Annotated in this window: 17 protein-coding genes; 10 read left to right on the top strand and 7 right to left on the bottom strand. The window is 56.8% G+C overall.

What is annotated here, in order from left to right; translation table 11 throughout:
* Positions 1-160: 160 nt before the first annotated feature.
* A complete protein-coding gene (locus tag H9I52_RS10665) occupies positions 161-1,189 on the bottom strand; it encodes an ABC transporter ATP-binding protein (RefSeq protein ID WP_316248024.1) in 1,029 nt (342 codons plus the stop codon).
* Between the two features lie 121 nt (positions 1,190-1,310).
* Between H9I52_RS10665 and H9I52_RS10660 the strand changes: the two genes are divergently transcribed.
* From H9I52_RS10660 to H9I52_RS10640, 5 genes are all read left to right on the top strand, one after another.
* A complete protein-coding gene (locus H9I52_RS10660) occupies positions 1,311-2,312 on the top strand; it encodes a DUF1028 domain-containing protein (RefSeq protein WP_187453829.1) in 1,002 nt (333 codons plus the stop codon).
* 191 nt (positions 2,313-2,503) lie between these two features.
* Positions 2,504-2,932, top strand: coding sequence for a histidine phosphatase family protein (locus H9I52_RS10655; protein ID WP_187453828.1), 429 nt, complete (start codon positions 2,504-2,506; stop codon positions 2,930-2,932).
* 87 nt (positions 2,933-3,019) lie between these two features.
* Positions 3,020-4,414 carry a M20/M25/M40 family metallo-hydrolase gene (locus H9I52_RS10650; RefSeq protein ID WP_187453827.1) on the top strand — a complete coding sequence of 465 codons (1,395 nt, stop codon included), beginning with the start codon at positions 3,020-3,022 and terminating at the stop codon, positions 4,412-4,414.
* A 237-nt stretch (positions 4,415-4,651) separates the two neighbouring features.
* Complete coding sequence (locus tag H9I52_RS10645; protein ID WP_187453826.1) at positions 4,652-5,218, top strand: 2'-5' RNA ligase family protein; 567 nt, start codon at positions 4,652-4,654, stop codon at positions 5,216-5,218.
* A 173-nt stretch (positions 5,219-5,391) separates the two neighbouring features.
* Entirely contained in the window at positions 5,392-5,700 is a 309-nt protein-coding gene (locus H9I52_RS10640; protein WP_187453825.1) for a hypothetical protein, read from the top strand.
* 94 nt (positions 5,701-5,794) lie between these two features.
* Here the strand turns inward: H9I52_RS10640 and H9I52_RS10635 are convergent, their stop codons facing one another.
* A complete protein-coding gene (locus H9I52_RS10635; protein ID WP_187453824.1) occupies positions 5,795-8,380 on the bottom strand; it encodes a M1 family metallopeptidase in 2,586 nt (861 codons plus the stop codon).
* Positions 8,381-8,549: 169 nt separating this feature from the next.
* On the opposite strand from H9I52_RS10635, the gene pxpB reads away from it, so the two are divergent.
* Genes pxpB through H9I52_RS10615 form a run of 4 tightly spaced genes read left to right on the top strand, consistent with a single transcriptional unit; the run spans position 8,550 to position 12,259 of the window.
* Positions 8,550-9,293, top strand: a complete 744-nt coding sequence (pxpB, locus tag H9I52_RS10630) for a 5-oxoprolinase subunit PxpB (protein WP_187453823.1) — start codon at positions 8,550-8,552, stop codon at positions 9,291-9,293.
* Positions 9,283-10,293: a biotin-dependent carboxyltransferase family protein gene (locus H9I52_RS10625; protein WP_187453822.1), complete on the top strand. Its 1,011-nt coding sequence runs from the start codon at positions 9,283-9,285 to the stop codon at positions 10,291-10,293. Before pxpB ends, H9I52_RS10625 begins: the two co-directional genes overlap by 11 nt.
* On the top strand, positions 10,290-11,072 hold the full coding sequence (locus H9I52_RS10620; RefSeq protein WP_187453821.1) for a LamB/YcsF family protein: 783 nt from the start codon (positions 10,290-10,292) through the stop codon (positions 11,070-11,072). The genes H9I52_RS10625 and H9I52_RS10620 overlap by 4 nt, the downstream gene beginning before the upstream one ends.
* Positions 11,069-12,259 carry an NRAMP family divalent metal transporter gene (locus H9I52_RS10615; RefSeq protein ID WP_187453820.1) on the top strand — a complete coding sequence of 397 codons (1,191 nt, stop codon included), beginning with the start codon at positions 11,069-11,071 and terminating at the stop codon, positions 12,257-12,259. Before H9I52_RS10620 ends, H9I52_RS10615 begins: the two co-directional genes overlap by 4 nt.
* A 109-nt stretch (positions 12,260-12,368) precedes the next feature.
* Here H9I52_RS10615 and H9I52_RS10610 read toward each other — a convergent pair whose 3' ends face one another.
* The 5 genes from H9I52_RS10610 to H9I52_RS10590 all read right to left on the bottom strand — a co-directional run bounded on the left by H9I52_RS10610 (position 12,369) and on the right by H9I52_RS10590 (position 18,447).
* Positions 12,369-12,593, bottom strand: a complete 225-nt coding sequence (locus H9I52_RS10610) for a hypothetical protein (protein WP_187453819.1) — start codon at positions 12,591-12,593, stop codon at positions 12,369-12,371.
* A gap of 642 nt (positions 12,594-13,235) precedes the next feature.
* Entirely contained in the window at positions 13,236-13,796 is a 561-nt protein-coding gene (locus tag H9I52_RS10605; protein WP_262386005.1) for a hypothetical protein, read from the bottom strand.
* 11 nt (positions 13,797-13,807) lie between these two features.
* Positions 13,808-14,962 (bottom strand): zinc-dependent alcohol dehydrogenase, encoded by a 1,155-nt coding sequence (locus H9I52_RS10600; RefSeq protein ID WP_187453818.1) that lies wholly within the window; start codon positions 14,960-14,962, stop codon positions 13,808-13,810.
* 222 nt (positions 14,963-15,184) lie between these two features.
* Positions 15,185-17,749 (bottom strand): ABC transporter permease, encoded by a 2,565-nt coding sequence (locus H9I52_RS10595; RefSeq protein WP_262386004.1) that lies wholly within the window; start codon positions 17,747-17,749, stop codon positions 15,185-15,187.
* The gene (locus tag H9I52_RS10590; RefSeq protein WP_316248023.1) at positions 17,746-18,447 is read right to left on the bottom strand and encodes an ABC transporter ATP-binding protein; all 702 of its coding nucleotides are present in this window, start codon (positions 18,445-18,447) and stop codon (positions 17,746-17,748) included. The genes H9I52_RS10595 and H9I52_RS10590 overlap by 4 nt, the downstream gene beginning before the upstream one ends.
* A 150-nt stretch (positions 18,448-18,597) precedes the next feature.
* Between H9I52_RS10590 and H9I52_RS10585 the strand changes: the two genes are divergently transcribed.
* Positions 18,598-19,323: an arylesterase gene (locus tag H9I52_RS10585; RefSeq protein ID WP_187453817.1), complete on the top strand. Its 726-nt coding sequence runs from the start codon at positions 18,598-18,600 to the stop codon at positions 19,321-19,323.
* The last annotated feature ends 12 nt before the right edge of the window (positions 19,324-19,335 follow it).

Here is a 19,335-nt window from a genome sequence, read left to right as displayed (position 1 = left end):
ATCGTTTTTCCTTAACTTGTCGAAAAGGATATAATTGCAATAGAATATGTATTCAATAAAGCCCATTCCTAATGTTTTTTAGTGTTGTCAATATTATTCTATATAAGCGATTCAAGCTACAATCAGAAAGCTACAGTTCCCACGAAATTCCAAAGGCCAATCATTCCTCCACGCGGGCAGTCTTCATCGACTGCACTGCTTCGCCAAAAGCCAGCATGAGCCGCGAGAGCGTTACAGACTGAGCGCTTGCGGCATCCTGCGTAATAAGAAGCTGAGGATCAGGTGCCTCTGAGGGCCGCGTCAGGGCCTCCAGTGCCTCGCGTACCGTAGCTGACGCTGGGAGACTCGGTAGAGCCGAGGCCGGAGATTGCTGATGATTTGTTGATTTTATAAAAGTCAGTAAGTCAGATAGTTGCAAAACCTGCATTTGTAGGCTCAGGCGTTCGGCCTCGAAGAAGCGCCGCACAAAGTCATTCGCGGGCCGAAACAGCAGCTCCCGCGGCGTGCCTAGCTGTTGCACCACGCCACCGTCGAGCAGGGCAATGCGGTCGGCTAGCTCGAAGGCTTCGGCCACGTCGTGGGTCACGAGCACGATGGTTTTGCTGCGTAGCTCTTCCAATTCGCGAAAATCGCGGCGGATGGCGGCACGCGTGATAGGGTCAAGGGCGCCGAAGGGCTCGTCCATGAGAATAATCGGCGGGTCGGCGGCCAACGCCCGCGCCAGGCCCACGCGCTGCTGCTGCCCGCCCGAAAGCTGGCTGGGGTATTGGCCGGCGTAGCGTTCGGCGGGCAGGTGCAGGCGCGTGAGCAAGGCCGTGGTGCGCGTCGAGATGTCGGCGGGGTTGTGGCCGAGCAGCGTCGGGACCACGGCCACATTTTCGGCCACGGTGTAGTGCGGCAGCAAGCCAACCTGCTGAATAACATAGCCAATGCCACGCCGCAGCAGCTCCGGTTTCTGCGTCCGGATGTCGCTGCCGTTTACTTCCACGGTGCCCGCATCCGGCTCGATGAGGCGGTTGAGCATCTTGAGCAGCGTCGTTTTGCCGCAGCCGCTGGGGCCGAGCAGCACCAGCGTTTCGCCGGCCGCTAGGGTAAATCCCACGTCGTTGACCACCGTATGGTTGCCGTAGCGCTTGCTGAGGCCACGAACGCGAATGATAGCAGGGGAGGGCGAGGCAGATGAAGTCACGCGAAGGAAGACAAGTGGCAGCCGGAAAGGTAGGGCTGAATCGGGAAATTGGCCCGGCGGTAAGTTGCTCACCATTTTGGATTTATCTTGACGCGCCTTTCCCTTAACAACTATCTGCTTTATGTTTCTAAAACGCTCTCTGGTCGCCTTGGCGATATTGCTGCTCGGGTTGGCCCAAGTTGCTGCGGCTCAAGTGTATTCGACCACCGATCCGCTGGCGCATACCTTCTCCATCGTGGCCCGCGACCCCGCCACCGGCGACATGGCCGTGGCCGTGCAAAGCCATTGGTTTTCGGTCGGAACGTCGGTTTCGTGGGGCGAGGCGGGCGTAGGCGTCGTGGCTACGCAGTCGTTTACCAACAAGTCGTTTGGGTTGCGCGGGTTGGCGTTGTTGAAAAGCGGTAAATCGGCTCAACAAGCACTGGATGAGTTACTTGCCAACGACGAAGGCCGTGATGTGCGCCAGGTCGCCATTCTGGACAACCAGGGCCGTGTGGCCGTGCACACCGGCAAAAAATGCGTCGACATGGCCGGGCACATCGCCGGCAAGGAGTTTTCGGTGCAGGCCAACATGATGCTCAACGACAAAGTATGGCCTGCTATGGCCAAAGCTTACGAGCAAAACGCCAGTTTGCCCCTGGCTGAGCGTGTGCTGGCCGCGCTTGACGCAGCCCAGACGGCCGGCGGCGACATCCGGGGCCGGCAATCGGCGGCAGTCTTGGTAGTTCGCGGCAAGGCCACCGAAGGCCCCTGGGCCGACCGCCTTGTCGATTTGCGCGTGGACGACAATGCGGCCCCGCTCACCGAGCTGCGCCGCCTGCTGAAGCTGCACCGCGCCTACGAGCACATGAACGCCGGCGATTTGGCCGTGGAAAAAAACGACATGCCCAAGGCCATTCAGGAATATCAGGCCGCCGAGAAAATGTTTCCTAACAACCTGGAAATGAAATACTGGCACGCCATCACGCTGGCCAACAAGCAGCAAGTGCCTTCTGCGCTGGCGCTGCTCCGCCCGATTTTTAAGGAAGAGCCTAACTGGCGCACTCTCACTGAGCGGCTGCCCAAAGTCGGCCTGCTCACGGTCAGCGACGCCGAGTTAAAGCAGATTCTTAGCCTGAAATAAAGCAGCTTCCGAGCATCGGGCTTGTCTTTGGCCGCCCCCCTGAATCGTTAGACCTCCTTTTCGCTCGTTGTATGCGTACTGCACTTCGTTGGTTATCAATCATTTGCCTTTTCCTGTTCTTTGCCGGATGTGCCGCTTCGCAATCCGGGAGCGCTGATCTTGCAAAAGGCTCTGTAACAACCGTTTACATCGTGCGCCACGCTGAGAAGAATACCGAGCCCGCCAACGATCCACCCCTCACGCTGGCCGGTGAGCAGCGGGCGCTGGCCTTGCGCGCCAAGCTCAAAAGCAAGCCGGTCGCGGCCATTTTTACCACTGATACCCGCCGCACGCGTGCCACCGTGGCCCCCCTTGCCGCGGCCCTGAAGCTTACGCCGCAAGTGTATAATCCGCGGCAGCTCACGGTGTTGGCCACCCAGATCAAACAAACCTACGCCGGCAAAACCGTAGTGGTGGTGGGGCATTCCAACACCATTCTGGAAACAGCCGAAGCGCTCGGGGCCACGCGCCCAGTCCCGACAATCGGCGATGCCGAATTCAATTATTTGCTCGAAGTCAAAGTGCCTGCGCAGGGCGCAAGCACCGCAAAAGCCACGCGCTATGGCGCAGGCCAGAAATAAGTTTTGTCCGGCGTCCCATAGCTCTATCTTCGGCGGCTGAATCCCTGGGCAAAGCTCCTCAACTTTTACGCTTTACGTTTTTACTATATGATCCCTTTCTTTTCTCGGTGGCAGGCTGCTTTAGGTTTTGCTCTGCTCTCGGCTACTGCACCCGCCGCCGCCCAAACCACCGCCAAAACCGATTCCATCAACATCCGCAAAATTTACGACCAGGCCCTGTTGCACGGCGAAAGCTACGAGAACCTACGCCAGCTTACCGGTAAGATCGGTGGCCGCCTGAGTGGTTCGCCGCAGGCTCAGCAAGCCGTCGATTGGGGCAAAGTGACGATGGAAAAGCTCGGGCTCGACCGCGTGTACTTGCAGGAAGCAATGGTGCCGCACTGGGTGCGCGGGGCCAAGGAAAAAGCCCAGATCAAACCAGCCAAAGGCAAAGGCATCGACCTGAATGTGTGTGCGTTGGGTGGTTCGGTGGGCACCAACGGCAAGCTGCGTGCCGGCGTGGTAGAAATTGATACTTGGGCCGAGTTGGAGGCTATGCCCGCCGAAAAGGTGAAGGGCAAATTCGTGTTCTTCAACCGCCCCATGAACCCGACGTTCATCGAAACGGGTCGGGCCTACGGCGACGCCGGCGACCAGCGCCGCCGGGGCGCCATCGAAGCGGCTAAAAAGGGCGCTGTGGGTGCGTTGGTGCGCTCGCTCTCGCTGGCCCACGACGATTTTCCGCACACGGGCACCATGGCCTACGACGAAAAAGTTACGAAAGTGCCTGCCGCGGCTCTCAGCACCAACGGCGCCGACGAGTTGAGCCACCTGCTCAAGGCCGATCCCGGCCTGACCGTAGAGCTGGAAATGGCTTGTCAGCAACTGCCTGAGGTTAAGTCGTTTAACGTGGTTGGTGAAATCAAAGGGTCGAAGTACCCCGATGAGATCATCACCGTGGGTGGCCACCTCGACTCGTGGGATCTGGCCCAGGGTGCCCACGACGACGGCACGGGCTGCGTGCAAAGCATGGAAGTGCTGCGTCTGCTCAAGGCCACGGGCCTGCGGCCCGAGCGCACGGTGCGGGCGGTGCTATTTATGAACGAAGAAAACGGCACCCGCGGCGGCAACAAGTACGCCGAGCTAGCCAAAGCTGCCGGCGAAAAGCATGTGGCCGCTATGGAGTCGGATGGGGGCGGGTTCACACCGCGCGGTTTCGGCGTGGAAGGCGACCCGGCTGTGGTAGCGAAGGTGCAGCAATGGAGTCCGCTGTTTGTGCCCTACCACAGCGAGGAAATCAGCATCGGTCACGGCGGTACCGACATTGGCCCGCTTAAAGGCCAAGTGAAGGCCCTGATCGGCTACGAATGCGACGACCAGCGCTACTTCGACATCCACCACACTGCCGCCGATACCTTCGACAAAGTCAACCGGCGCGAGTTGGAGCTAGGCGGCGCCAGCATGGCCTCCTTAATCTATTTAATCAGCAAATACGGCCTGTAAGACCTGCTTGGGCAGTATCACGTTATCACGTCGTTGTTTGGCCGTCTGCTCACTTCAACCGGCTGTCATCCTGAGCTTTGCGAAGGACCTTATCTCGCCAGAACAAATTGTTGTTCCGGGAGGAGGTTCTTCGCAAAGCTCAGGATGACAGCCGGCTCTTTTGTGTGACTGGTGGGATTCTTGAAGGTGATGCCGGTAATAATATATCTTATTGATAAATAATACATTATGAATACTATGAATGTTTTGTATCTCGTCGCGGTGATGCCGCCGGAGCCGGTTTTGTCGGAGGTGTGGGGCTTGAAGCAGGAAGTGCACCGCCTCACGGGAAGCCGTAACGCTTTGAAGCTGCCCGCGCACATCACCCTGATACCGCCGTTGCGGCAGCCACCAGAATTCGAAATCAAATTTCGTGCTGCGCTCTCGGCGTTTGCGGCTACGCAGGCGCCATTTGCAGTCGGCCTGCGCAACTTCGCATGGTTCGGTGACCGGACTTTATTTGTTCAGATAAACCAACCTGCTGGCATACAGGCTTTTCAGGCGCAGCTTGAGGCATGGTGCGCCACTCATTTGCCCGAGGTGCCCCGCGAAAAGCGGTCTTTCACCCCACACATGACCTTGGCCACGCGCGATTTGTCTTCGACACAAGTACCCGAACTACGCACGCTTTTTGCAGCCCGGCATTTCGAAGCGGAATTTTCGGTTCAGGCCTTCCAACTCTTTCGCCACGATGGTCGGGCGTGGCACGTAATAGAGGAGTTTGGTTTAAACGGCCCGACAAACCAATTAAGTAGGGAAATCTGATAGTAAGAAAGAATATATTTAGCGCTATGTATTAATTTTACTTGTTGAGCTTTAGTGTACTTCGTGCCTTTTATCAGGATAGTGATAACAATTCTTTCGGATAGGAGTATTAAATAAAAATGATTGTAAATCAATCGTATTCCCAGTTTGTGCTGCTATAAAGTCGCATCGTTATGAGTGAACGATATATTTTCCATGTGCCAAAGGTATATGCAACGATTATAAGCAAAGCTATATTCTTAGTAAATACAAAGGATGGCTTGCAAACGACTGAAAATGAGCAAGTTATGTCTGATTTGCGAAAGTTATATGATACATTGCAGCGTCAGGAAAGCATTAGTCTTTCAAAGGCGGAATTGTTGAGCTTAATTGACATTCTACAACCGGCTTTGTCGCCAGAATTGACTTTTGAGCAAATAGGAATCACTCGGCTATTTTTGCAGGATGTAATGGTCGAGCAGATGGCGTTTGCTCGGCTTTAGAATTTAATTGCGAATTTTATTACTTGTATATTTTTTAGTTTTATCGACTGAATGTAAATCTGGTAATCTGAATTATTATTGGCAGTTATATTACCTATAACATTAGTTTTTCGGCACGGAAAAGATCATCGGTGGCCTGTAGTATTTTGGCACGCAGCTTAGGATTGTAGTCGGGGTGTTGCTGCAGAAAAGTGCGAACCGTAGCGGCTGCCGTAGGGCTTTGGTAAGCCCCAAATGTGGCTTGCAGCCACGAATACGGAAAGAAAATATCGCCCGTCAGCTGAATTTCTTCCAGCAAAGCCAAACTTTTGGGTAGGTATTTTTCGGAAGTCGCGAGGCGCAACGGATGATGCAAGTAGCCCAAAGCCGCCACGACCCACGCTTCCTTTTCCCGGTTTTGGGCATCCTGCAACGAAGCAAAAAACGCATCGCGGGTTTTCTCGTCTGCCGAGAGTGCGGGCATCAGAAACTCCATGCGCTTACGCCGGTCGGGGTTTTTGATGCGGGCCAATTGCTTGGTCAGGAGTTGCCCATCGGCGGCATAATCGCGCACGGCTAGGGCCAGGGCCAGGGCAGTGTAGTCGTCCTCCGTTAGCTTCACGCCGGCCGGCGCCTGCTCTTTCTCCCACACCCGATACAACTGGCTTTGAGCCGCCGCGGTGAGCGCTACGGATTGGTAAGCCTTGAATAACAGCTTCTTGGAGTTGGGGGCTGCCTGTTGCTGCATGGTTTGCCAAAGCTCTTTCTCCAGACTCGGAGCGAGTGCTACGCGAGCGGGCGGCGGCAAAAACTTCCAGAAAATATCGCTGATTTGCCCGGTTAGCAGTTTCAGGTTCAGTTCTTCGGTCTCGCTGGTTAGCGCCTGCCGGTACACGGCCAGCAACTGCGCCGGAGCCAAAGCCCGGCGGTTGAGCATGTTTTCGTAGAGGTTGATGTAGACCGAAGCCCGCGCCACCGGATTTGACAATGCCGCCATGCCAGCGGCCATGGGCTTTTCGACCGGGAAAACGCCGTAGCCCAACCCCGACGAGTTGAATAAAATGTACGAAGGCGCCGGCGCGCCCGCCGCGGAAGGAACTGTTACCTGCCGCTGGTTCATGTTCACAGTTAGCTCTTTAGCGCCGTTGGGGTACACCAAGGTAACCTCAAATAGTTGGGGCCAGATTCGGTCGGAACCGTCTTCGGCCTTTTGCGTGAGGGTGAGCTCGGTAATGTGGCCGCTTTGCGTTTTTAAGCTGTAATCGAAGACGGGGCGGCCGGGCTCGTTGACCCACACCTGATTCCAGGCCTGCAAATCGGCGGGTGTGCGGGCATCCAGAATCGCGATCAGATCGGGCCAGGTGGCGTTGCCGTGCGCGTACTTCTTTAGGTATTCCTGCAAGCCTTGCTTAAAGGCTTCCGCGCCCATAAGCCGTTCCAGCTGCCGCATCATGATGGGCGCTTTGTGGTAGATAATGTTGCCGTAAAGCGAGCCTGCATCTTGTAAGTTGTTGAGCGGCTGGCGAATAGCGTTGGCCCCGCTGGTGCGGTCGATACCGTAGGCGGCGGGGTAATGGTCGATGACGAACTTGAGGTCGTAGTTGGAATTAGCCACGGCCACCTGCGTGATTTTGTCGGCCATGAAATTGGCGAACACCTCCTTCATCCACACGTCGTTGAACCACTGCATGGTTACGAGGTCCCCGAACCACATGTGGGCGGTTTCGTGGGCGATCAGGTTGGAGCGCGCAATCTTTTGGTCCTGCGTCGCGCCTTCGTCCAAAAACAGCGTGGAGGCCATATAATCGATGGCGCCCACATGCTCCATGCCGCCGTACTGAAAATCAGGAATCGCGACGAAATCGAATTTGCGGAACGGATACGGAAGGCCGGTATACTGCTGCATAAACGCCAGCGCATCTGCATGAATCTGGAAGATGGGGTCCAGGCTCAGGCGCAGCTTGTCCTGGTCGGTTTCGCGGTGCAAAAATTGCATTTGGCGGCCGGCCATCGTGCGGGAAACCCGCGTAAACTTGCCCGCCACAAACGAAAACAAGTAAGTGCTGATCGTATCGGACGGGGCGAAGCGGTACGTTTTGGTACTGCCAACGACTGCCGAATCTTGCAGTGGTCCGTTCCCAACGGCTTGCCAGTCAAGCGGTAAGGTTAAGGAAAGCCGGAACGTCGCTTTCAGGTTAGGTTGATCGAAAACGGGAAATACCGTGCGAGCGCGCTCCGGCACCAATAAGGTATAGAGATAGTCGTCGCTGCGGTTGAGCGACAGATTGCCGGCGATAAAGTCAATTTTTACCTCATTTTGGCCGGTTTTGAGCGCCGCCGCGGGCAATACCAAGTGTTCGTTGCGGTGATCAATGGTAACTTGCTTCTGATTGATAGTCAACAACTTAACATGATCAGCTTTTTCCTTGAAATCGAGCTGTACCGGAGTTTGAGAATCGCGCAGGCGGAACGCCACCGTTTCAGAAGCGAGAATTGGGTCGTCTTTGCGGGCCGGAACCGTAAACTGAAGCGCATACGCTATGTCGCTGATCCGTTGCTTGCGGCTGTCGGCCAGTTCCTTGGAGACGCCGTTTTCAACCGGCTGATTATCAGTTATAATCATTTTCTTGCTGCAAGCCGCAGTACCAAGCGCCAAACCAAGAAACCCGGCTTTGGCGTACGCAAATTGGCTGTTTTTCATTCTGAACCGGAGTTGATCACTGAATAGCAGTGCAGTCTTTGTGTCGAATCGTGGTATACTTGTAAACTGCACGTCGGGTGGTCGGTGCGCCGCTTTTGCCCGTTATTTTAGGCCCAAGATACCAACGCCAGCTTTCGCAGCTAACCCCCAACTCCGAACGGACGCAAGAATGGAAAACCCGCAGCGGAACCCGAGCCGCGCACCAGCCGCGCACCTAGCGCCCGTAGGTGATTCGGGGCTGGTAGTGCAGTTTGGCGACGCCATCGAGCTACCGACGCACCTGCGGGTGCAGGCCTTCAGCGCCTGCCTGCGCGAGCACCCTTTTCCGGGCCTCATCGAATATGTGCCGGCTTTTGCGAGCGTCACGGTTTACTATGATCCGTGGGTGCTGAGCCAGGCGGGCCGCTACAATCCGTACGAAGAAGTAACGCGCTTTATTCATGATCTGCTGCGCCAGGCCGAATTGCGGAAGGAGAAGTTGCGATCCAAAGTGGTAGAGATTCCGGTGTGGTACGGGGGCAAGTTTGGGCCCGATCTGGAGTTTGTAGCAGATTACGCCCAACTATCTGTCAAGCAAGTAATTAGCTTGCATACGCATGGCGAATACCTGGTGTACATGATCGGGTTTGCGCCCGGCTTTCCGTACATAGGTGGGCTGAACGAGAAGATTGCGGTGCCGCGTAAAGACAAGCCGCGCACCAAAGTGCCGGCCGGCTCAGTCGGGATAGGCGGGCTGCAAACGGGCGTTTACCCGATTCAGACGCCCGGCGGCTGGCAGCTCATTGGTCGCACGCCGCTTCAGCTATTCAATCCGCAGGCTGCGTCGCCGAGCTTGTTGCAGGCCGGCGACCGGGTGCGGTTTGTGGCCATCACAGAAAAGGAATTCGAACGCCGCCGCGAGTATGAGTTTTAACATTCTTAGTCCGGGGCTGCTGACCACGGTGCAGGACTTGGGCCGGCACGGCTACCAAAAGCAGGGCATTTTGGTAAGCGGCGCCATGGATGCCGTGGCCCTGCGCGTGGCCAACCTGCTGGTGGGCAACCCGGAAGACAGCGCCGGCCTGGAAATCACTTACTTAGGTCCACGCATTCGCTTCGAAGCCGATCATTTGATTGCCCTCATGGGCGCCGATTTGTCGCCGGTGCTCAACGGCGAACGCGTAAAAATGGGCCGGCCCGTGTGGGTCCGGCGCGGCAGTGTGCTGGAATTTAGCACCCCGCGCTCGGGCATCCGGGCGTATCTGGCCGTTGCCGGAAGCTTCGCCATTCCGAAGGTGCTGGGCAGCTATTCTACCTACCTGCGCGCCGAAATCGGTGGGTTCAGAGGCCGCGCCCTGAAAACCGGTGATCTGCTGCCTTGCGTTGGCCTTTCGCCGCAGGGGCAGAAGCTCTGGCGGGTCTTAGCCGGCGCTTATCCCGCCAAAGATTGGGGGCAGGCCAAGTGGACTCCCGACCCGCAGCTCTACCCGCAGCCCGTGGCGAGCCCGGTTATTCGGGTTTTGCAAGGCCCTGATTACGAATTGTTTACCGAAAGCAGTCAACACGCTTTCTGGCACCAGGAATTCACCGTTACCTCCGACTCCGACCGCATGGGCTACCGGTTGCAAGGGCCGGCCTTGTTTCGGGACGAGCCGCGCGAGCTGCTGTCCAGCGCCGTTACTTTTGGCACCATTCAGGTGCCGCCCGAAGGCCACCCCATTGCGTTGCTGGCCGACCATCAAACGACCGGTGGCTACCCGCGCATTGCGCAGGTGATCACGGCCGATTTCTCGCGCTTGGCACAGGTGCCGCTGGGGCAAAAAATCCGGTTTCAGAGGATTTCACTGGAAGATGCACAGTACCTGTACATCAAGCAAGAGCAAGATATTCAGCAGATTAAGAAGAGTTTACAGTTTAAAATCGAGAATGCATGACACCACCCTTGCAGGTTGACCTCAACTGCGACATGGGCGAGAGCTACGGCGCTTACCAGCTTGGGCACGACGCGGCTATTCTGCCTTTTGTGACCTCGGCCAACATTGCCTGCGGCTTCCATGCCGGCGACCCGGCCGTAATGAAAAAAACCGTTCGGCTGTGCCTGCAACACAACGTAGCGATCGGGGCGCACCCCGGTCTGCCCGATCTGGTGGGGTTTGGCCGCCGCGAAATGGCAGTTTCGCCGGAAGAAGCTTTCGACATGGTGGTCTACCAATTAGGGGCATTGGCTGGGTTTGTAGCCTCCGAAGGCGGCACCTTGCACCACCTGAAACCCCACGGCGCCCTCTACAACATGGCCGCCGTAAATGTGACCCTCGCCGAGGCCATTGCGGAAGCCCTGTATCGCGTCAATCCGGAATTGGTGCTGTATGGGCTGGCCGGCAGCGAACTGATCAGGGCCGGGCAAAAGCTGGGCCTTCGGACGGCACAGGAGGTTTTCGCCGACCGCACGTATCAGCCCAACGGCACCCTGACTTCGCGCCGGCTGCCCCAGGCGCTGATCACCGACCCCAACGAAGCCATCCGGCAGGTGGTGCGCATGGTAAAAGAAGGAAAAGTCCGGACGCTCCCCGGAGAAGATCTTACGATTCAGGCCGATACGGTATGCATTCACGGCGACGGCGCACACGCATTGGCGTTTGCCCAGCAAATTAATCAAGTGCTTGCAGATGAAGGAGTTGTGCTAGAGGCTGCGTTGCTTACAAAGCCTGTATGAAGCAACGAAAAGATTGGAGCGTACTGCTCGGAGCCGCGTTTCTGATGGCGACATCGGCAGTCGGGCCCGGCTTCCTCACCCAGACCACCGTTTTCACCCAATCCTTGGGGGCCAGTTTTGGCTTCGTTATTCTGGCCTCCGTGCTCATCGACTTGGGCGTCCAGCTGAATATCTGGCGCATCATTGCCGTAGCCGAGAAGCGGGCGCCTGACATTGCCAACATTGTGCTGCCGGGGCTGGGGAGCTTGATCGCGGTGCTCATTGTGCTCGGCGGGTTGGCCTTCAATATTGGCAATGTGGCCGGGGCAGGGTTGGGCTTGGAAGTGCTGTTTGGCATCACGCCCCAAACGGGCGCCCTGCTTACAGCGGCTATGGCCATCGCTATTTTTCTGGTGAAGGAAGCCGGCAAAGCCATGGACCGGTTTGCGCAACTCATGGGCCTGCTCATGATCATAAGCATTGTGTATGTGGCCGTTACGTCGGGTCCACCGGTGGGCGAGGCGCTGGTGCGCACGGTGGCACCTATCAAAATCGACTTTATGTCCATCATCACGTTGGTGGGGGGCACGGTGGGCGGCTACATCACGTTTGCCGGCGGGCATCGGCTGCTTGATGCGGGCGTGAAAGGGCAGACCGCCTTGCCGCAGGTTACGTCGAGCGCCGCGTCGGGCATTACGGTGGCCTCTATTATCCGGGTGTTCCTGTTTTTGGCCTCACTCGGCGTGATCAGCCAAGGGCTTGCCATCGACGCCGGCAACCCAACGGCTTCGGTATTTAAGTTGGCTGCCGGGCAGATAGGCTATAAGCTTTTCGGAGTGGTAATGTTCTCAGCCGCAATCACTTCGGTGATTGGGTCGGCTTACACTTCCGTAACGTTTCTCCGGTCCTTTCATCCCGGCATTGGTCGCAACGAAAACCGAATCATCATCGGATTTATCCTGTTGTCGACACTCATTTTCGTGCTAGTTGGCAAGCCAGTAAGCCTGCTGATTCTTGCTGGAGCGCTCAACGGCTTTATTTTGCCCATTACCCTCGGCACAATGCTGGTAGCGGCCCACCGCAAATCGGTGGTAGGCGAGTACCGGCACCCGTTGTTCCTGACTTTTTGCGGCCTGTTGGTCGTGCTGGTGATGGCTTGGATGAGCAGCCGGGTTTTTATCGAACAGGCGCATACTCTGTTCGCGTAGCCTCCGTATTGACTTGTTTATATCTATTTGATAATTAGATAGATATAAATTAAAAATCCCCAATTCGCAACGAAGCGGATTGGGGATGAAGCTTAAGTCAGGAGCGGATTTAGTACCCAGCCGTTACCAACATGGTGTGCATGTGGTCTTCGTTGACGGGGTTGCCGACTACAATGCCGCCCGGCCCTTCGATAAACAGGCCGCGGGTCGGGCTGTTGTCGCTGCGGTGAACGCTGATTTTTCCTTTAGTCGTGACCTGGCAATAGACATTCGTGGCAGGGTCCACGTTGAAACCCAGGCGCATTAGCGCCTGCTGAATTTGCGTAAGGTGCATGAGGTAGAGTTGTGGCAAATAGTTGTGGAACGGTGAAAGACAAACATACAAAATATTGCTTCTACAATATGTATTTTTTTATTGTTTTTCCACGAGGCTAGAAGTGTAATTTGTACCTATGCACTTATACAAATGATGTATCATGATAGCACGGCATTTATATAACATATTGAATTTCAATTAGTTGTGTAAAAAAATATTTTGTAATATATTGACTATCAATCCAATGTGGTGAATTGTATTGGAATGGATAAGATACAAAATTGTTCATTGCTAACTAAGACGCTTGATAAATTAGGACGCCTACTGAACCTTAGTATATATATTTACTAATGTTTTTTATTGTAAGTTGTTGATTTACTTATGATTATGCGTAAGTTTGATGTAAACAACAAATCTTTGAATCAGTAATAGCTATAACTATACTAACAAAAGAACTTTAAAGCTCAAGTATAATACTATACTTGGTATTGCTTCTACCGATTACGGATTTTGAAGGTGTTTTCTGGCTTTAGCTCTTCCTAGCTGCGTCAGGTCCAAGATGCCTTAGAGATATTCAGTACTGGCAACAAAAAGCCCTGCATCACGCTTTGCGGATGCAGGGCTTTTGCTTGCCAGTACTGTTGTTGTTGCTATCGCGATTTAAGAAGGATAGACGGTCCTGGATTTTGGCTTTTTGCCCCGCTTATTCTTAGGCCACGCCAAGTAAGCCAAGCCGGCCGTTATCGCTAGGGTAGTCCCAAGAGAGACAATCAGACCTTTGCGGTCGTGTTGCCAAGAAGCTTTGTAGCCTTTCTCCTTGAAGATGTTGGGCACATGGCCGCTGGCCAAATCGTCGAGGACGCATTCAACCACGTTGATCTTGTCGGCTAGCACGAGCGTGAACCAGTGCCGGTTGTCGTTTTCGCTGTAGTTGGCGTAGGCATGGCGACGAAGCATGCCACTCAAACCGCTAGGCGGCGTGGACGTGCCGAACACAGCTGTCAGGTTGGGCCGTTCCATCGACTTAAGCACTTCCACGTCAGGCTGTTGCAAAGTGGGTCTTTCCCAACTGATGCCCGTGTGCTCCGCGTCGGTGCGTTGCTTCATGGGGTAGGTAGGGTCATTTTTGGGGTCCGCGTCGATGCCCCAGCCGGGCAGGTCAGTCGGCGGAGTTTGGGTGCGCGCGCGAGATGGCTTGCTGTTGTTGGTAGTCGGTTCCATGGTTGTGGGAGTTATCTGGCGGATGGGGGAATCAGGACAGGCTTGATGCAATTGTCGAGCTTGTCGGAAAAGATGCGGTAGCCTTCCGCAACTTCTTCCAGCGGAATCCGGTGCGTGATCAGGGCCTTGGGGTTGAGTACACCGTTTTGGACGTGCTCAATCAGGCGGGGTAGCAGGCGCTTCACGGAGGTTTGGTTACCGCGCATTGTCAAGCCTTTGTTCATGAAGTTACCCAGCGGAATCAGGTTGTCCGTGGGGCCATAAACGCCAACTACGGAAATGATGCCGCCTTTTTTCACCGAGTTGATGGCCCAGTGCATTGCCGTAGCCGAGCCGCCTTGCAGCAGAAGCTTGCGGCCCGTGATGGTCTGGGCTGTGTTGCCGGCGGCTTCCGCGCCCACGGCATCGATGCAACAGTCGGCGCCTAGCCAGTCGGTCTGTTTCTTGATGAACATGGCTACGTCGTCCATGTCCTTTTTGAAGTTGTAAGCCTCGCACTTGGCGTAGTTTTTTACAAACTCCAAGCGGTAGTCGTACTCGTCGAGCACGATGACGCGGCCGGCCCCAAACAGCCAGGCGCACCGCGCCGCCATGATGCCGACCGGGCCGGCTCCGAATACCACTACCGTGTCGCCGGGCTGAATGCCAGCCATTTCGGCGGCTTGGTAGCCTGTCGGAACTACGTCGGTGAGCAGCACCGCGTCGTCGGGGTCCATGCCTTCCGGAATTACCGTTGGGCTGACGTTAGCGTACGGAACGCGGGCGTATTCGGCCTGACCGCCGTCGTAGCCGCCCCCCACGTGGGCGTAGCCGAAAAAGCCGCCCACAGCTGTTGCTTCGGGGTTGGCTTCGTGGCAGTTGCCGAACATGCCTTGTTTGCAAAAATGACACCGACCGCAAGCCACGTTAAATGGCACGATTACCATGTCGCCCACTTTGAGCTTGGTAACTTCCGAGCCGATTTCTACAACTTCGCCAATGAATTCGTGGCCAAAGGTCATGCCTACGCGGGTGTCCGGGACGTTGCCGTTGTATAAATGTAAGTCGGAGCCGCAGATGCAGGAGCGCGTTACCCGTACAATCGCATCCTCCGGATGCTTGATCTCGGGCATGGGTTTCTGCTGTACGCGGACCCGCTGCGGGCCGCGAAAACTCATTGCTAGCATATATTCGTTGCTTTAAAGGGTGAGGAGAAAGTAACCCGATTCCCAGCACTTTTCTTAAGTGATAAGCCACGTCATGTGGCAACACTCAAATGCCCTCCGAACCTGAGTCATTTACTGTCCCTCACCCGCAAGGTTGTAGCATGACGCGCAATTGCCGGTAAACCCGTATTCGCCCGAAAATTATCGGTGATAAATACGTAGTATGAAGCAGATTTCCCGTATTTATCCCGCTTCGCCGCGCAACACCTCCAGCGGCGGGCGCGTGAGCACCTCTCGGCTGTTAAGCAATCCGATCAGGACGGTAAGAATCGTTGTGAAGGCGGCCAGCAGCAATAGTGGCCCCGGCTCGGGAGCAAAATTGACCTCAAATACCCAGTAGGCCAGCGCCCACGCTGCCGCACTCGCCAGCACCAAGCCTGCCGAAGCGGCCAAGAGCCCCAATACCGCGTATTCGACCAACGTAATGCGCAAAATCTGGCGCCGGCTGGCGCCCAGCGTGCGCAGCAACACGCTTTCCTGTACCCGCTGGTAGCGACTCACAACCACCGAACTGGCCAGCACCAGCAACCCCGTAGCGATGCTGAACAGGGCCATAAAGCGGATAACGAAGGAGATCTTGCCCAGAATGTCGTCCAGCGTTTGCAGAATCAGGCCCAGGTCGATGGCCGACACGTTGGGATAACGGCTTACCAGCGCGCGCTGCACCGAGCCTAGTACGGCGTTGTTGGGAACGCGGGTCATAAGGGCGTAGAACTGCGGTGCCGCTTCCAACACCCCGCTCGGAAACACAACTAAAAAGTTGGTTTGAATCTGCGTCCAGTCGACGATGCGCGTGCCGCCAACGATGGTGGTAATGGGCACACCCTGCACGTTAAACGTCAGCGTGTCGCCGAGCTTGAGCTTGAGGCGTTTGAAATAGCCATCTTCAATGGAAATACGCGGCGTTCCATCTGCCGCCAGCGCTGGGCGCTGCCCAGCTTCCAACTTCTCCGACGTGATGAGCTTGTTGCGGTACGTGACGCGGTATTCGCGGCTAAAAGCCCATTTGGGCACACCCCGGGCGCTGTCTTTCTGAAAATAGGCTCCCGAGCGTCCGTTGATGGCGGTCAGCCGCATGGTCACCACGGGCACTTGCTGCAGAATGGGCAAGTGCTGGTTCTGAATGATTTGGTTGACGCCCACCCGCTGCTCCGGCTGAATGTCGAACAATACTAAGTTGGGTTGTTGGCCACCGCCGGCCAACTGCACCCGGCCCAGCAGCAGACCTTGGAGCATGTACAGCGTCGCCAGCAGGAACACGCCAAGCCCAATCGAAACAGTTAAAGTAATCGTCTGATTATTAGGGCGATATAAATTGGCTAGTCCTTGCCGCCAGACGTAGCTCCAGGAGGTAGGGAAGTAGCGGCGCACCAATAAGCGCAACCCCTGCGCCAAGCCTGCCAGCGCCCCGAAGGCCACTACCAGCCCGGCCGCAAACCCTAGCGCTTGCTTCCACTCGCGGGTTTGCAGGTACGCGAAGCCCGTAATGAAGACCGCAATCAGCAGGAACACCGCCAGGCGCAGCGGATCGGGGCGGGAGGAGTCTTCCTCAAACGACGCCCGCAGCGTCCGCAACGGCGACACGCGCCGGATGCTCAACAGGGGCAGCAGCGCAAACAGCACCGCCACCAGCACGCCGGTCAGCACGCCTTGCAGCACCGCCGACCACGAGATGGCCACCCGCACCGCCACCGGTAAAAATCCGGCAAACACCTGGGGCAGAAGTAGTTGTACGGCGGTGCCCAATGCCGCACCTACCACAGCGCCCAGCAAGCCCATGAGAGCCGTTTGGAGCAGATAAATCAGCAAAGCCTGCTGGCCGCTGGCTCCTAGGCAGCGCAGTATCGCCACAGCGGACACTTTTTCGCGCACGTACAGGCTCACGGCGCTGGCCACGCCCACGCACCCCAGCAGCAGTGCCACAAACGCCACCAGATTCAGAAAGCGCGTCAGGTCGGCGAAGGACCGGCCCGTTTGCTTCTTGCGGCTGGCCACGGTATCGGTGTCGATGTTGGCCTTGTCGAAACGAGCTTCGAAAGGTTTGATGAGGCGATCGACATCAGTGCCTGCTGCAAACTGGTAGTAGGTGCGGTATTGAATACGGCTACCGCGCTGCACCAGACCGGTTTGGCTGAGCAAAGAACCCGGAATGAAAACCGTCGGGGCTACGGCCGCGCTGAAACCCGACTGCCCCGGTGTTTTGCGCACGCGTCCCGCAATCAGGAAGGTCAGCTTCCCAACTTTAATGGAATCGCCGGGCTGGGCGCCAAACTGAACCAACAGCGCATCATCGACCAACGCCACGCGCTGCTGCGAAGCCGACGCCTGCCGGAAGGCCGCTACCGCTGCTGCGGGCTCCAGCACCCAGTCGCCGTAGTAAGGAAAGCCGCCCGTAAGCGCCCGAATTTGCGCTAAGCGAACTCCTTGTCCCTTAGGGAATTGCACCATCGAGGCAAAAGCTACCTCGTTGCTGCGCGTCGGGCTCAGCTTGCGCAGCGTGGGTTGCAGGCCGGGTTCGAAGGGTTGCGTCGACGATACCACTAAGTCGGCGCCCAGCAGTTCGCGTGCCTGCTCATCGATGCTGCGGGCAAGGTTGTCGCCGAAGCCGTTGATGCCTACCAGCGCCGCAATGCCCAGCACAATGGCCGAGATAAAGAGCAGCAACCGCGAGCGGCTGCGGCGGCTGTCGCGCCAGGCCATGCGCCAGAGCCAAGCTACGCCGGGGCGGGCCGAAGGTAGGTTACTCATGAGGCCGAAACAGGCGCAACTGCCTGCTGGACAAGTGAATCGGAAACTACCGCGCCGCCCTTAATGCGCACGACGCGCTGGGTTTTGGCGGCCAGTTCCAAGTCGTGCGTGACGAGTACCAGCGTTGTGCCGGCCTCGCGGTTTAGCTCAAACAGCAACTCTACCACCGTGGCGCTGGTGTCGGCGTCGAGGTTGCCGGTGGGCTCGTCGGCAAACAGAATCTTGGGCCGATTGGCGAAGGCCCGCGCCAGGGAAACGCGCTGTTGCTCACCGCCGGAAAGCTGAGTCGGGTAGTGGTGGCCGCGGCCGCCCAACCCCACGCGCTCCAGCAGCGCCTGCGCCGTGTTGGCGCCGCCCTTCACGCCGCGTAACTCCAAGGGTACCAGCACGTTCTCGAGGGCAGTAAGGGTGGGCAGCAACTGGAAATTCTGAAAGATGAAGCCCACATGTTCGTTGCGCACGGCTGCCCGTTGGTCTTCGCTGAGGTCGTCGAGCCGAATGCCGTTTAGCCACACGCTCCCCGACGAGGCCCGGTCGAGGCCGGCGCACAAGCCCAGAAGCGTGGTTTTGCCGCTGCCGCTGGGGCCCACAATGGAAAAGGTGTCGCCGGGTTGCAGCTCGAAGCTGACGGACTCCAGCACGGTCAGGGAACGGCCGCCGCTGGTGTATGATTTGGTGAGGTTTTCTACTTTCAGCACGAATGAGGAAGGAATAAACCGCTGCGAGGCGGTGCTAAAACAAAGAATAAGAGCGAGATAACGGGTTGATCAAACGGTAACTTACAAGACGTTTCAACCTTTGGGATACTTTCCACCGTTACGCATATACCCAAAAAAATCGTTGTCCGCATGAAAACAGTTCCGTCCATACTTAGTTGCGGGTTGCTGCTCGCCCTTTGCATTAGTTGCGGCAGCAACAGCTCCCAGCCCGCCGCCGATGTAGTCACCGCACCGGCCGAAAACGCAGCTCCACCGCCTGCGAAGCCGGCGTCCGCCTCAGCCAAGCAAACCATTCTTTTCTTCGGCAACAGCATCACGGCTGGCCTCGGCGTGGAGCCCGAACAGGCTTTTCCGGCGTTGGTGGGACAAAAAATTGATTCGGTCGGCTTGGGCTATACCGTCGTGAACGCGGGCCTGAGCGGCGAAACCACGGCCGGGGGGCGAAGCCGCGTGGGATGGGTGCTGCGCCGCCCGGTGGCCGTATTTGTGCTCGAATTGGGTGGCAACGACGGCCTGCGCGGCCTGCCACTTTCCGCGACCCGCCGCAACCTGCAAGCCATCATCGATACGGTGCGCCGTCGCAGTCCGCAGGCGCGTATTGTGCTGGCTGGCATGCAGATACCGCCCAACTTAGGCGCCGACTACGCCGCCGATTTCAAAAAGCTCTACGGCGATTTGGCCCGCGAAAACAAGCTCACCCTGATCCCATTTCTGCTAGAAGGCGTCGGTGGGGTGGCGCGCTTAAACCAGCGCGACGGCATCCATCCCACGCCGGCGGGGCACCGACTGGTCGCCCGCACCGTTTGGGGCGTATTGCAGCCGCTGTTGCGCCAGCCGGTGCCGGCAACTCCCTAACGCAGACCTAAG

This window comes from Hymenobacter sp. BT491 (assembly GCF_014349165.1).
Lineage (GTDB): Bacteria > Bacteroidota > Bacteroidia > Cytophagales > Hymenobacteraceae > Hymenobacter > Hymenobacter jejuensis.
Note: the sequence above shows the minus strand (reverse complement) of the source record. Positions and strands in the feature narration are given on the sequence as shown.

What these genes read in the sequence shown, in the direction of transcription:
- H9I52_RS10660 (WP_187453829.1), top strand. Translation starts at nt 1,311, where the DNA reads ATGTTTCTAAAACGCTCTCTGGTCGCCTTGGCGATATTGCTGCTCGGG.
- H9I52_RS10650 (WP_187453827.1), top strand. Translation starts at nt 3,020, where the DNA reads ATGATCCCTTTCTTTTCTCGGTGGCAGGCTGCTTTAGGTTTTGCTCTG.
- H9I52_RS10645 (WP_187453826.1), top strand. Translation starts at nt 4,652, where the DNA reads ATGAATGTTTTGTATCTCGTCGCGGTGATGCCGCCGGAGCCGGTTTTG.
- H9I52_RS10640 (WP_187453825.1), top strand. Translation starts at nt 5,392, where the DNA reads ATGAGTGAACGATATATTTTCCATGTGCCAAAGGTATATGCAACGATT.
- H9I52_RS10635 (WP_187453824.1), bottom strand. Translation starts at nt 8,380, where the DNA reads ATGAAAAACAGCCAATTTGCGTACGCCAAAGCCGGGTTTCTTGGTTTG.
- pxpB (WP_187453823.1), top strand. Translation starts at nt 8,550, where the DNA reads ATGGAAAACCCGCAGCGGAACCCGAGCCGCGCACCAGCCGCGCACCTA.
- H9I52_RS10625 (WP_187453822.1), top strand. Translation starts at nt 9,283, where the DNA reads ATGAGTTTTAACATTCTTAGTCCGGGGCTGCTGACCACGGTGCAGGAC.
- H9I52_RS10620 (WP_187453821.1), top strand. Translation starts at nt 10,290, where the DNA reads ATGACACCACCCTTGCAGGTTGACCTCAACTGCGACATGGGCGAGAGC.
- H9I52_RS10615 (WP_187453820.1), top strand. Translation starts at nt 11,069, where the DNA reads ATGAAGCAACGAAAAGATTGGAGCGTACTGCTCGGAGCCGCGTTTCTG.
- H9I52_RS10610 (WP_187453819.1), bottom strand. Translation starts at nt 12,593, where the DNA reads ATGCACCTTACGCAAATTCAGCAGGCGCTAATGCGCCTGGGTTTCAAC.
- H9I52_RS10605 (WP_262386005.1), bottom strand. Translation starts at nt 13,796, where the DNA reads ATGGAACCGACTACCAACAACAGCAAGCCATCTCGCGCGCGCACCCAA.
- H9I52_RS10600 (WP_187453818.1), bottom strand. Translation starts at nt 14,962, where the DNA reads ATGCTAGCAATGAGTTTTCGCGGCCCGCAGCGGGTCCGCGTACAGCAG.
- H9I52_RS10595 (WP_262386004.1), bottom strand. Translation starts at nt 17,749, where the DNA reads ATGAGTAACCTACCTTCGGCCCGCCCCGGCGTAGCTTGGCTCTGGCGC.
- H9I52_RS10585 (WP_187453817.1), top strand. Translation starts at nt 18,598, where the DNA reads ATGAAAACAGTTCCGTCCATACTTAGTTGCGGGTTGCTGCTCGCCCTT.